The sequence below is a fragment of the Bradyrhizobium sp. Ai1a-2 genome (genome assembly GCF_000426245.1).
GTDB lineage: Bacteria > Pseudomonadota > Alphaproteobacteria > Rhizobiales > Xanthobacteraceae > Bradyrhizobium.
This window is the reverse complement of record NZ_AUEZ01000124.1, coordinates 1-12776: the sequence shown is the minus strand read 5'-3', so window position 1 is coordinate 12776 and position 12776 is coordinate 1. Positions and strand designations below refer to the sequence as shown.

At 60.3% G+C, this 12776-nt stretch carries 11 protein-coding genes and 1 pseudogene; 4 read left to right on the top strand and 8 right to left on the bottom strand.

The features are described 5' to 3' along the window. Positions 1-302 (top strand): annotated as a pseudogene (locus K288_RS0140070) (IS5/IS1182 family transposase); the annotation flags it as partial. Positions 303-387: 85 nt separating this feature from the next. Here the strand turns inward: K288_RS0140070 and K288_RS0140065 are convergent. From K288_RS0140065 to pflB, 8 genes are all read right to left on the bottom strand, one after another. Next, a complete protein-coding gene (locus K288_RS0140065) occupies positions 388-741 on the bottom strand; it encodes a hypothetical protein (RefSeq protein ID WP_244443440.1) in 354 nt (117 codons plus the stop codon). A gap of 58 nt (positions 742-799) precedes the next feature. Further along, a complete protein-coding gene (gene rpsU, locus K288_RS0140060; protein WP_027584477.1) occupies positions 800-1087 on the bottom strand; it encodes a 30S ribosomal protein S21 in 288 nt (95 codons plus the stop codon). Between the two features lie 303 nt (positions 1088-1390). After that, positions 1391-1600: a cold-shock protein gene (locus K288_RS0140055; RefSeq protein WP_027584476.1), complete on the bottom strand. Its 210-nt coding sequence runs from the start codon at positions 1598-1600 to the stop codon at positions 1391-1393. A gap of 264 nt (positions 1601-1864) precedes the next feature. Further along, positions 1865-2647, bottom strand: a complete 783-nt coding sequence (gene fabI, locus K288_RS0140050; RefSeq protein WP_027584475.1) for an enoyl-ACP reductase FabI — start codon at positions 2645-2647, stop codon at positions 1865-1867. Between the two features lie 457 nt (positions 2648-3104). Then, complete coding sequence (locus K288_RS48245) at positions 3105-3974, bottom strand: formate/nitrite transporter family protein (protein WP_051335007.1); 870 nt, start codon at positions 3972-3974, stop codon at positions 3105-3107. 45 nt (positions 3975-4019) lie between these two features. Continuing rightward, positions 4020-5624, bottom strand: a complete 1605-nt coding sequence (locus K288_RS0140040) for a TrkA C-terminal domain-containing protein (protein WP_043162025.1) — start codon at positions 5622-5624, stop codon at positions 4020-4022. A 78-nt stretch (positions 5625-5702) separates the two neighbouring features. Next, positions 5703-6530, bottom strand: a complete 828-nt coding sequence (gene pflA, locus K288_RS0140035; RefSeq protein ID WP_084800074.1) for a pyruvate formate-lyase-activating protein — start codon at positions 6528-6530, stop codon at positions 5703-5705. A gap of 14 nt (positions 6531-6544) precedes the next feature. After that, positions 6545-8815, bottom strand: coding sequence for a formate C-acetyltransferase (gene pflB, locus K288_RS0140030; RefSeq protein ID WP_027584472.1), 2271 nt, complete (start codon positions 8813-8815; stop codon positions 6545-6547). 891 nt (positions 8816-9706) lie between these two features. On the opposite strand from pflB, the gene nirK reads away from it, so the two are divergent. The 3 genes from nirK to K288_RS0140015 form a co-directional block, all read left to right on the top strand. Further along, entirely contained in the window at positions 9707-11503 is a 1797-nt protein-coding gene (gene nirK, locus K288_RS48240; RefSeq protein WP_244443439.1) for a copper-containing nitrite reductase, read from the top strand. A gap of 148 nt (positions 11504-11651) precedes the next feature. Then, a complete protein-coding gene (locus K288_RS0140020) occupies positions 11652-12446 on the top strand; it encodes a class I SAM-dependent methyltransferase (RefSeq protein ID WP_051335006.1) in 795 nt (264 codons plus the stop codon). Between the two features lie 69 nt (positions 12447-12515). Further along, positions 12516-12776: transposase (locus K288_RS0140015; protein ID WP_043162027.1), on the top strand; the 261-nt coding region annotated here is incomplete at its 3' end.

Here is a 12776-nt window from a genome sequence, read left to right as displayed (position 1 = left end):
GAGGTCACAATGCGCCACCCGATTACAAGTTCAGGGTGTTCATCTCAGGCCAGAAGCGGCGCGTGACGCCCAGGATCAAACGCGAGCTGCGCCGGCGCTCGGCCGTCGAGCCGGTCATCGGCCATCTCAAATCCGAGCATCGCATGGGGCGCAACTACTTCTGGTACCGCAAGGGCGACGCCGCCAACGCCGTCCTCGCCGCCGCCGGATACAACTTCCGCCGTCTCATCCGCTGGCTGGAGCTTTTGTTGCACCAAATCCTGGTCAGGCTCATCCTCCGATTTCAGCTCGTCCCAAGCTGAAATCAGACTTCTTCACGGGCGACTGATGCAGAGCGGTCGAAGATCTAGTCGACCACGTGATATAAATTAATTGGTAGAAGCGAGCTCAGTGTCGAACGTCTTTCAAGCGAACGACGACGCCTGTCGGTTCAGGCTGATGCGTCGTCAGCTTTGTAAAGTCCGCGTCGCTCCAATCCGCAAGACTTATCAGCTCTCCTTCCTCAGCTTCCATCCCAGGAACTTCGAGCAACTCGAGCACATGCAGCCCCTTGGCGTCGAGAAAGAAAGTATGCTGCCCGAACAATTCGCTAAATTGTGCCACTGCTGGATGATCCTCAGCAAGCACCTGCGCTGGAAACTGAGACAGCGTTTTGGTTATCTGGGCTTGATTTAACTTCATCGCCTCTCCCTGATCTTTAGCGCCCGAGTGCTCGTCTGCGACCTCACCAGGCGTCTGCATTACACGGAGCCGTTGCGAAGACGGCGCAAGGCGAACGACGATCCGCCTCGCACGCCTGTCAGGTCCCTCGTGCGCCGCTAGTCGTGGCGGGCGGCACTTGCGGGCGCCTGCTCAAGACTCTTTCCTTTTTGGGTGGCGCGGCGATGAGCCCGTCGCGGATGGCCTGCTTCCGAGCAAGTTTGCGGGCACGGCGCACGGCGTCAGATTTCTCCCTCGTCTTTTTTTCCGAGGGCTTCTCGTAAGAACGACGACGTTTCATTTCCCTGAACACGCCCTCGCGCTGCATCTTCTTCTTCAGAACTCGAAGCGCCTGGTCGACGTTGTTGTCGCGAACGATGACTTGCACGGTTATTGCTCCATCAGAGTTGCAGCGCCAGGTTTGGCTGAAGTCGCGGCGGCCAAAGCGTTACAACGACTCGTTTGAAGTAAATCCCGCTAGAGCATGTCCGGTTCTGATTGAATCAGAACCGGAGTTCCAGATTCTTGGTTTAGACGCGTTTTCTTCACGCGAACCGGTATACACATCGCTCGAAAACGCTCTAGCGATCCAAATGAAAGGACAGACCTTCACGCGCAAAAGCCCGCTTAATCCCGAGATCGAGCGGGCCGCACAGTCATTCCAGTACATCCGTGGAATGACGAAAGCTACTTACGCCAGAGAGAGGTTCTCGGCGCTGGACTTGCCACGCTTCGGGTCAGTCCTGATTTCGAAGTTCACTCGCTGCCCCTCAGCGAGTCCGGTAAGACCGGCCCGCTCGACCGCGCTGATGTGAACGAACACATCGTTTCCGCCATCATTTGGCTGAATAAAACCAAAACCCTTCTGCCCGTTGAACCACTTCACCGTACCTGTAGCCATAATATTTCTCCAAAGCGCAAACGCGCGTCTCTCGCGGAGCCGCACGAACCCACATTCAATCCGACGATGTCTCTGGAAAAGGGCCGCCTGGACCATTCAACAAGGCACAACGGCTAATCGAATACCTACAACGTATATACTTTCTTCGAGAACACAAGGGTTCTTTCAAGGGTTCCTTCTTGACGGCGAGGTCGTACGCCTGATCCCAATGGGATGAATTGTGGCGAGCCTGTGCGCTCGCCGCGCCGGGCGCCGTGCACCGAGCTAGTCGACCACGTGATATCCTCCATCAATGTAGATGGTATCACCGGTGATGAGCCGCGCTGCGTCATGAGCCAAGAACGCGGTCGCGGCGCCAACGTCCTCGATGCTCACGAGACTGCGCGCCGGCGCTTTGGCCTTGGCTTTTTCCAGCAGTTTATCGAACTCGGGAATGCCGGACGCAGCACGTGTCGCAAGCGGACCGGGCGAGATCGCGTGCACCCGAATGCCCTTTGGGCCAAGCTCGGCGGATGCGTATTTGACGGCGCTCTCGAGAGCGGCTTTCGCCACTCCCATGATGTTGTAGTTCTTCACCACCGTCTGGCTGCCATAGTAGGTCATGGTGAAGAGTGTGCCTCCCTTCTTCATCAAGGGTTCGGCCAGCCGCGCCATCTGAAGGAATGTCCAGCAGGAGACCTGCATGGTGGTCAGGAATCCTTCCAACGACACGTCGACAACCCGTCCATGCAGCGCATCCTGTGGTGCGAACGCAATCGAATGCACGACGAAGTCCAACCTGCCCCACTGCTTTGAGATGGTATCGAATACGGCCTCCATCTGTCCGGGGACGCGGACGTCGAGCGGCATCACGATTTTGCACTCGAGCTCGCGTGCCAGCGGATCCACATACTTCTTGGCTTTGTCGTCCAGATAGGTGACGGCCAAATCAGCGCCAAATGCGCGGAACGCGGCGGCACATCCCCAGGCGATCGATCGCTGGTTTGCGATGCCGACCACGAGCCCCTTTTTCCCCTGGAGCAGCTTCGCCTTGACGGCGGGGATCAATCTGATCTTTCCATTCCCGGTCAAATCGACCGGCTCGCCGCGGATGTATCTTTCCGCAGCCTGCTTCAGGCTGGAAAACGCCTGGCGCCGGTCCCTGGCCTCGGCGGTGCGTGCTATTTCCCGACCATTCACAGTCAACTGACCTTCGCCCCAGGGAGCGACGCTAATCTCGAATTGGTCGTTCCCGACCTTCGCAAAGAACTGCTGAACCGTTGCGCCCTTGCCGACAGGCATGTCCTTGTTCGGCTCCCAAGTGGCTGTATCTAGCGGCATGGCCATATTTCCATGTGTGCGATTTGCTTGAGCCGGGTGCGATCCATGGCGGAATTCTCCCACCCTGGCTGCAAGCAATTTTTCGGATCGATGCGGCACGAGCTTGATCCAAATCAAGCGATGTCAGTTCGTCGCGAACTGAACGCCGGCTGCGTGCGAGCCGGTGCACCGTCACGCCACCCGGTCATTTCTCGCGCAGATATGCCGCGCCAAATGCTGCGCGATAGATGATCCAGTAAACAGCGCCGACGAGGCCGGCGCCCCCGACGATATTGCCGAGTGTGACCGGAACGAGATTATGGAGAATTCCGGATATCGTAATCAGGGAGGCGTCGAAATCGGCTGGAACATTGCCGGTCAGCTTCAGCAGCCACGCCATGGGCAGAAAATACATATTGGCGACGCAGTGTTCGAAGCCGGCTGCTATGAAGGCGGAGACGGGCAATATCGCCCCGACAATCTTGTCGGTCACCGATCGGCCCGCATAGGCAAGCCAGACCGCCAGGCAAACGAGCACGTTGCAAAGAATGCCCTTGAAGAACAACGTCACAAAATCAGGCTGAATCTTCCCGACAGCCGTGCTCAATACGGATGCCCCAACGCGACCGCCATTCATGTCGAGATGATGCGAGAGAAATACCAGGACGACGAGTCCGAGGGACCCGACCAGATTGCCGCAATACACGACCACCCAGTTGCGCAGCATCTGCCTCATGGAGACTTTTCCGCTCGCCCAGGCCATCACGATAAGATTGTTGCCCGTGAACAGCTCGGCACCTGCGATCAAGACGAGCGCCAGTCCGAGAGAGAACGCCAGTCCGCCGACCACACGGGTCGTGGCGAAGCTCAACTCCGTGTCGCTGGCGACAATGGAGTAATAGACCGCGCCGAGGCCGATGCTGCCGCCCGCGACCATCGCCAGCATGAAGGAGGCTTGAAACGGCAAGTTGGCCTTCTTGACTCCGACTTTTTCGATCGCCTCCTTGATCTCGGCCGGACTGTAAGCGCTTAGATTGAAGATGGGTTGCTGCGGCACAGGTGCTCGGTCAGCCATGCTGTGTCTCCCATGCGGGCGTTGCCCGTGACGACCGCTGCGTCGCTACCCGGGTGGAGTGCCGCCTAAGGCCAAGAGCCCGACGATCTGCGCAGCGATCACCTTCACCAGCGTCATCGATGGGAAGATCATGGCGTACCCGATATCGGGACGCTCGGTTGGCGCCATCTTGGTCGAATAAACCAGAATGGCGGGATTTCCCGTCGCGCCAGACGCCACGCCGACGAGATCGTCGTACGGAATTTTCAGAAGATAGTGCCCGACAAGCAAGACTATCAACACGGTGGTCAAAAGAACGGCGGCCCCGATGAACAGCATCGTCAGCCCGGATTCCGCGACAGTGCGCACGAAGGGCTGTCCGGCGTTGACGCCGACGGTGGCGAGGAACATCGCCAACCCGAAATTTCGAAGCACGATATTGGCCGGCAACGGCATGGTCCACAGTATCGGGCCGGTACGGCGCAATTTGCCAAGGATCAGAGCGACGATCAGCGGTCCGCCGCCGATGCCGAGCGTGACCGTGCCCACACCCGGAATGGGAATCGGAATAAGCCCAAGAAGCACGCCGAGGACCATGCCGATCCCGAGCGAGACGTAACTGAACTCCGCGGCCGCCTTGACCGTATCTCCGAAGTGACGGCGAATCTCTTCCTTGCGGTTGGGAGGCAGCAGCACGCCGACGCGGTCGCCGAATTCCAGCATCAGGTCAGGCGCGGGCACGAGGTCGGCGTCGTAGCGTCGAACATGCAGGAGATGAGTTGGATAACCGGCCGGCATCGGAAGACGAGCAAGCGGCACACCCACCATATTGGCCTTTCCAACGAACACGCGGATGTAATCGAGGTCGGCGCGATCACTTGCCAATCGACCAGGCTCCAGCCTTCCGATCTGCGCGGCCGCCTTCGCGATCGCGTCTTCGCGCTCGGCAACCACCAGGACGCCGTCGCCAGCGGACAAGACGGTATCGGGTGTCGGGACGAAATTGTGTTCGCCCTTTCGAATCATCGTCACCTTCAGGTCGCTGAGCACTTCCGTCGCCAACTCGCTCAGCCGCTTGCCGGCAAAGCCTTCGCCGACCGAAATCTCGCCCATGTGGAACCGCTGAGCCTTTGCCGGGAACTTTGGCTTCACAACGCGCGTCATGAAGTAGATGCAGAGGATCGGTCCGATGACGCCGAAGGGATACGCGATGGAATAGCCGATCGACGGATCCTTGTTCTTCATCACGTCGAGCGCCGCCTGGAGCGTAGCTGTGCTCGTCATTGATCCGGCGTAGATGCCGAGCGTGTGTCCGATCTTGATGCCGTAGATGTGCCCCAGACCAAGCGCAACGAGCAGGCCTGCGATACAGGCAATCAACGCCAGCAGATTGTATTTCCGCCCGACACCGACCATGCCTTCGAAAAACTGACGCCCGTACAGGATTCCGATCCCGTAGAGGAACATGATCAGGCCCGTCAGGCCGATGGGTCCGGTGATCTGGGCCTTTGGCGCGAATGCGCCGATGGCGAGGCCGACGAAGAGGACCGCGCCTACTCCCAGAGAAAACCCGCCGATGCTGATCTGACCAACCAGATACCCCAATCCGATTGCAAGGAACGCCGTCAAGATCGGTTGGCTTCCGATGATCTCGCGCGCAAGGTCCAACATGTCTGATCCCCCGATTGACTGCTAATCTCTTTGTTTGAGCATGATCTTTTCGGAAAACTTTTCCGGATCATGCTCTGGCTAGCGTGCCTGACAGCCCGCGGCTTGGAACTGTCCGATGACTCTGTTCACCAAATCCCGGCTCGGCGGCGGAGTATTGAGGTGCTTGTATTCGAGACCCATCGCCTTCCACTTGAACGAACCCATCTGATGGAAGGGTTGCACCTCGACCCACTCCACGTTCTTCATCGGCGCAACGAAACGGGCGATGCCGTCGACATTCGCGGGATCGTCGGTTGCGCCGGGAACGAGGGTGAACCGGACCCAGACCGGCTTTGACAGCGAAGCAAGGCGCTCCGCGAAGCGCAGCGTCGGCGCGAGATCACGGCCGGTCACGCGACGATAGGTGTCGGGATCCGAACTCTTGATGTCGAGCAGAACGAGATCAATCGCCGACAGATACGACTCGTCCGCGCGATCGCCCAGGAATCCTGAGGTCTCGATCGCCGTGTGCAGGCCCATCTCCTTGGCGCCGGCAAATATTCGTCGGGTGAAGGCAAGCTGCACCATCGGCTCGCCACCCGATATCGTCAGCCCTCCCCCAAGGCTGAGAAGCGCGGGCGCGAAATCACCCAGCCGACGGAGCACATGATCGACTGATACGTAGGTCCCGTCCTTGAGGTGCCAGGTGTCCGGGTTATGGCAGTACGTACATCGCAGCAGGCATCCGGAGACGAAAAGCACAACGCGCAGACCCGGTCCGTCGTAGCGCGAGGACGTCTCATAGGAGTGGCAGTACCCGAAGGCGCCCTCCTCGTCCTTGATGTTGCCTTCGTCCGGGGCGTCGGGCGAAATTCCAACCCGGAGGTCATGGCGACTTCCGGGTTCAAGCGCCTGCACCGTCGACATCTCCGCCTCCCGGCTCAGATTTGCCCATGGAAAGTGCGGCTGATCACGTCCCTTTGCTGTTCCGGCGTCAGACGGACGAAGTTCACGGCGTAACCCGACACCCGGATCGTGAGCTGCGGATATTTGTCCGGATTCTTCATCGCGTCTTCGAGCGTCTCCTTGTCGATCACGTTCAGGTTCATGTGGAAGCCACCGCGATCGAAGTAGACGTCAAACGCCTTGACCGCCTCATCGAGAAGCTGGCCTTCGGACAGATGCGCTTTCTGCGGGGCAACGGAGACGGTGTAGCTGATGCCGTCCTGCGCATCCTTGTAGGGAAGCTTCGCAACGGACAGGCATGAGGCGAGCCAGCCATGGCTGTCCCGGCCATGCATCGGATTCGCTCCCGGCCCGAACGGCTCTCCCTTGCGACGACCGTCCGGGGTGTTTCCAGTGGCCTTCCCATACACGACGTTCGAGGTGATCGTGAGCACGCTTTGAGTGTGCGTGGCGTTGCGATAAGTGGGGTGTTTTCGTATTTTCCCCATGAAGCTGGTGACGATATCCGACGCGATCCGATCGACGCGGTCATCGTTGTTGCCGAATTGCGGTGTCGCCTTGTTTCCCTCGTTTTGATAGTCGACCACCAGTCCGTTCTCATCGCGGGCGACGCGGATCTTGCCGTACTTGATCGCGCTCAGACTGTCGGCAACCACGGAAAGCCCGGCTATGCCGAACGCCATGGTCCGCAGGATGTCGCGATCGTGGAGCGCCATCTCCAAGCGTTCGTAGAAGTACTTGTCGTGCATGTAATGGATGCAGTTCATCGCATGCACATAGGTGCGGGCCAGCCACTCCATCGTGGTGTCGAACTTGGCCATCACATCGTCGAAGTCGAGGAAATCTCCAGTGACAGGCAGTGTCTGAGGCGCGATCTGCTCGCCCGATACTTCATCGCGTCCACCGTTGATCGCGTAGAGCAGCGCCTTTGCAAGGTTGACGCGCGCGCCGAAGAACTGCATCTGCTTGCCCAGCCGCATGGCCGAGACACAGCAGGCGATGCCGTAATCATCCCCCCAGAACGGCCGCATCAGGTCGTCGTTTTCGTACTGCAGCGAGGATGTGTCACGGCTGACCTTGGCGCAGTAGCGCTTGAAGGCCGCGGGCATGTGGTTCGACCACAGCACCGTGATGTTCGGTTCGGGCGCCGGGCCGAGATTATGGAGCGTGTGCAGCATGCGGTAGCTGCTCTTGGTCACGAGGGTGCGCCCGTCGAGGTCCATTCCACCGACGCATTCGGTCGCCCAATAGGGATCGCCGCTGAACAGCGCGTCGTAGTCGGGGGTGCGGAGGAACCGGACGATGCGGAGCTTCTGCACCAGTTGGTCCCAAAGCTCCTGTGCCCCGGCTTCGTCGAGCACGCCATTCTTGAGGTCACGTTCGATGTAGATGTCCAGGAAGCTCGAGATGCGGCCGATGGACATCGCGGCGCCGTTGGCTTCCTTGATCGCGCCCAGATACGCGAAATACGTCCATTGGAAGGCTTCCCGGGCGTTGGCGGCGGGCTTCGATATGTCGCAGTCGTACAGCTTCGCCATCGAAGCCAGATCCTGCAGCGCGCGCATCTGTTCGGCCAGTTCCTCGCGCTGCCGGATGATTTCGTCGGTCGGCCACATGTCATCGAGCTGGGCTCGCTCGGCACGCTTGGCCTCAAGAAGCCGATCGATCCCGTAAAGAGCCACTCGTCGGTAATCACCGATGATGCGCCCACGGCCGTAAGCATCGGGAAGTCCGGTGATGATCCCGGACCTTCGGCAGTGCATGATTTCGGGTGTGTAGACGTCGAATACGCCGTCGTTGTGCGATTTCCGATACTTCGTGAAAGCCTCATGAACGCGCGCATCGGGCTCGAAGCCCGCCGCCTTCAGGCCAGCCTCGACCATCCGCAGCCCACCAAAGGGGAAGATCGCGCGCTTGAAAGGCTGGTCGGTCTGAAGGCCAACAACGACTTCATTCTCCCGATCGATATAGCCGGCCTTGTGGGCGAGCATCGTCGACGGGTTCTCAGCGTCGACCGCGAGCACTCCCTTCTTGCGCTCGTCGGCGAAGTACGGCTGCAGTTTCGCCCAAACAGCTTTTGTGCGCTGCGATGCACCGGAGAGGAAGTCCTCATTTCCAGCGTAAGGTGTGACGTTCCGGACAATGAAGTCGCGAACGTTGATCGATGTCAGCCAATCGCCAGGTCGGAAACCCTTCCAACAATCTCCGGCATCAACGTCCTTTCTAACAGCCGTGCTTGCCTTCATGGTGAATCCCCTACCGCCATCGATGGTTGCGCAGGCGCCCGCAATGCGGCGCCCGGCAGATCATCGAAGCGCCGAGGCCTCCACCTTTGACTTATGTCAATGGTCAAGGAGATCCGCCGCACTCTGCTGCAGTGCATATGTCAGCAAGCTGCCCCTTTCGGAGTCCTGGCCCTTTCTGAACAGAATGCCGTCCGAGATTCACACCGCAGTAGACGTCCTCGAGTGCTCTGAATTTATGGATTCACGCCGCGCTCGGATTTTCTCGTGAGGCCGCCGCTTCGTGACTGGCCACGGGCCACTGGTCGGATTCACTCCCGCCCTGGCTGCAAGCCGAAGACCGCGACTAACCGCGCGATGTCGGTTTTCCGGAATGAACCGCACGGGCCTGGCGTTTGCCTTCGACTGCCGCTCATGATCCTGCGGCGGACCTGAGTTGATCTAGATCAATGAGAGCGATGCTTGCAGGATATGGTGTTGCGACGTGCGCCACACGGAAAAACAGCGGGTTTCAGGATGTGGGAACAAGTTCGCACCGTCTGGCAGGCATCGTCCATTTTCATCGTCGGGATGGCCGTGATTTTCGGCGCGATCTTTCTGGTCGGACACTTGTCTTCATCGACGAACCCGACGCCCGCCACCCGCTCGGATCAAGCCGTCTCCTCAGATCAAGGTCGAGATCGGGGCAAGCCAATCGTCGCTTCGAACGAGACGACCTCGCGCTCGCCGAAGGGCGGCAGCGCGAAGCAACCTGATCAGCAGCCCGCGCAATCGAGCAAGGCGCCTTCTCAGCCACCGGCCAATCAAGACAATCCCATGCCGGCCCCGGCGCCATCTGCGAACGCGGCCGCGCCATCGCCGGCCGCGGCCCCCTCACCGCTTGCTCATGACCACATGGCAGCGACCAACACCCCGTCGCCAAGCGCAACGACCGGGCAATCGCCTGCGCCACCCGCCTCCAATGCCACACCAGCCGCTTCGGATAAGGTGGCGGCTGCGGGCGATGCCTCGGCAGGTCGTCTGGTCTTCAGGAAGTGCCAGGCCTGCCATTCGATGGAGCCCGGCAAGAACATGCTCGGCCCCTCGCTGGCCGGCGTCATCGGCCGCAAGGCGGGCGCGGAGGCGGGTTACAACTATTCGCCCGCGATGAAATCGGCCGCCATCGTGTGGAACGCGCAGACGCTCGATCAATATCTGGCCGATCCGGCGAAGGTCGTGCCGGGCAACAAGATGCCGTTTCCCGGCCTCAAGACCGATCATGACCGGGCCGACGTGATCGCGTATCTCGCAGGCGGTACCCAGCCCGCGGCCGCCGCTGCGCAGCAGCCTTCGCAGGCTGCGGCGTCGCCCACGCCACAGCCGGCCCAGACACAGGCGGCGCAAGCCGCAGCCGGTCCCTCCGTCACCTACATTCCCGACGCGCGATACACCTTGCGTTCGGGGATCGCGGAAGGGCTCATGGTATATATCGGCGAGGGCGGCGAGATCGACGGCAAGGTCAATCCGGTCCTGACTGCCGTTGAGGGACAGGTGATTCAACTCACTCTGATCAATGGCGAAGGGGCGCAGCACGATATCGCCTTCCCCGACCAGAACACCACCTCGCCACGCATTACCGGAAAGGGCGCCAGCACGACGATCGCATTCCGCGCCGACAAGTCCGGAGACTTCGTTTATTTCTGCAGCGTGCCCGGCCATCGGCAAGCCGGCATGGAAGGTCAATTCCTGGTCACCCCGCGCCCTCCGCCCCAGACGGTGGTGGAAGCCGATATCTCGCGCGAGGCCACTGACGTGCCGCGGCCGATCGGCAAACGCGATCCGCAAACCGTGCGTGTCGAGCTCTTGAGCGTCGAGCTCGAAGGCCGGCTCGCGGAAGGAACGACGTTCGGCTACTGGACCTTCAACGGCAAGGTGCCGGGCCCGATGATCCGGGTGCGTGTCGGCGACACCATCGACATTCATCTGAAGAATTCCGCCGACAGCTCGATGATCCACTCGGTCGACTTCCATGCCGCGACGGGCCCGGGCGGCGGCGCGGCTGCGCTTCAGGTCGATCCCGGCCAGGAGAAATCGATGACGTGGAAGGCGCTGGTGCCGGGCCTCTATGTCTATCACTGCGCCACCCCAATGGTCGCCGAGCACATTGCGAACGGCATGTACGGCATGATCCTCGTGGAGCCTGAAGGCGGCCTGCCGCCGGTGGATCACGAGTTCTACGTCATGCAGGGCGAAATCTATTCCGACATGCCCTTCGGCCAGCGTGGAAGCACGGAGTTCAGCGTGGAGAAGCTTCTGAACGAACGTCCGGAATACTTCGTCTTCAACGGCTCGGTCGGAGCGCTGTCCAAGCTCCACCCGCTGCACGCCAAGGTCGGCGAGACCGTGCGCATTTTCTTCGGCGTCGGCGGACCGAACTACACATCGTCATTCCACGTCATCGGGGAGATACTCGACAAGGTCTACACGTTTGGCGGAGTTCAAAGCCCGCCGCATGAGGGAATCCAGACCGTCACCGTGGCGCCGGGCGGCGCGGTCATCGTTGACTTCAAGCTGGAGGTGCCGGGCAACTACACGCTGGTCGATCATGCGCTTTCACGATTGGAGCGCGGGCTGTCGGGCATCCTGAGCGTCGAAGGTCCCCCCAATCCCGAAATCTTTAACGGCAAGGTGATGCCGGGCATGGGGCACTGACCACGCCCGCGGTGCAGACCTCGTCCGATCCAAAATATCGCGCAGTTTGTTTCAGGATACGCTCCGTCGGTTTTTTCAGCACCAGGATATTGATCAAATGCCAACGCCTACGCCAAACCCCCGTGGTGCAGAATTTTGGAACAGCACCATGGGACACTCATGGGTTTCGCAGCAAGCCGTGATCAGCGATGTCTTCACGTCGGTCACGAGCGTCAGCTTAGGTGCTGCGGCGGCAAAGCCGGGTGAGCATGTGATCGATATCGGATGCGGCACCGGCGACACACTATTGGCGTTCGCCAAGATTGTTGGTCCGTCAGGCGCCGTGTTGGGTGTCGATGTCTCGGTCCCGATGCTGGATTTCGCCAAGCACCGTGCCGCCGAGGCGGGACTTGGCAACGTGACCTGTGCGCTGGCCGACGCGATGACCTACGCCTTCGAACCGCGCTGGGCCGATCTGGTGTATTCGCGTTTTGGCGTGATGTTCTTCGATGACCCGGTCAAGGCCTTCACCAATATCCGCAGCGGCATGAAAGCGGGCGGGCGGCTGGTGTTCGTCTGTTTTCGGACCATGCCGGAGTGCCCGTGGTTTCGCGTGCCGATCGAGGCGGCACGACCGCACGTGCCGCCGCAGCCGCCGGCGGATCCATTGGCGCCGGGAATGTTTTCGTTCGCGCGCGAGGAGCGCGTTCGCGGCCTCCTGACTGAGGCCGGGTTTCGCGAGATTGCGCTCAAGGCCACCGACGTGCCGATCCATGGCAAGGACGTCACGCAAAGCATGGCGTTCATCACGCAGGCTGGCCCGCTGCCTGCGCTGCTTGAGAATGCCTCGGACGAGCAACGAAATCGCGCCATCGAAGCGGTACGCGATGCGCTCGCTGCAAGTATCGGAGCGGATGGGCGCGGCCTGCATGTGGGTCTGTGGCTTGTGTCGGCGCTAGCCTAGGCGGTGTGGACTCTAAGGATTCCCTTTTAGGAGCAAATCAGATTCAAGGCTGCTTTTGGGGAGGCGGCCTTGGGTGTGATGGATCGTTTGGTTTTGAGCGACGCGGCGTGGGAGCGGATGGCGCCGCTGATCATAGGTCGTCCCGACCAGAAGGGCTCGACCGGACGCGACAATCGGATGTTTGTTGAAGGCGTATTGTGGATCGTGCGTACGGGTTCTCCGTGGCGCGATCTTCCGGAAGTGTTCGGGGATTGGAACAGCGTATTTCGGCGCTTCAGTCGATGGAGCATCAAGGGCGTTTGGTGGCGGATCTTCGAGGCGATGTCCGAT

Excerpts from the sequence above, each read along its gene's own strand:
- K288_RS0140020 (WP_051335006.1), top strand. The coding sequence starts at position 11,652 with ATGGGACACTCATGGGTTTCGCAGCAAGCCGTGATCAGCGATGTCTTC.
- K288_RS0140055 (WP_027584476.1), bottom strand. The coding sequence starts at position 1,600 with ATGGCTACAGGTACGGTGAAGTGGTTCAACGGGCAGAAGGGTTTTGGT.
- pflB (WP_027584472.1), bottom strand. The coding sequence starts at position 8,815 with ATGAAGGCAAGCACGGCTGTTAGAAAGGACGTTGATGCCGGAGATTGT.
- pflA (WP_084800074.1), bottom strand. The coding sequence starts at position 6,530 with ATGTCGACGGTGCAGGCGCTTGAACCCGGAAGTCGCCATGACCTCCGG.
- K288_RS0140040 (WP_043162025.1), bottom strand. The coding sequence starts at position 5,624 with ATGTTGGACCTTGCGCGCGAGATCATCGGAAGCCAACCGATCTTGACG.
- K288_RS48245 (WP_051335007.1), bottom strand. The coding sequence starts at position 3,974 with ATGGCTGACCGAGCACCTGTGCCGCAGCAACCCATCTTCAATCTAAGC.
- nirK (WP_244443439.1), top strand. The coding sequence starts at position 9,707 with ATGGCAGCGACCAACACCCCGTCGCCAAGCGCAACGACCGGGCAATCG.
- K288_RS0140065 (WP_244443440.1), bottom strand. The coding sequence starts at position 741 with ATGCAGACGCCTGGTGAGGTCGCAGACGAGCACTCGGGCGCTAAAGAT.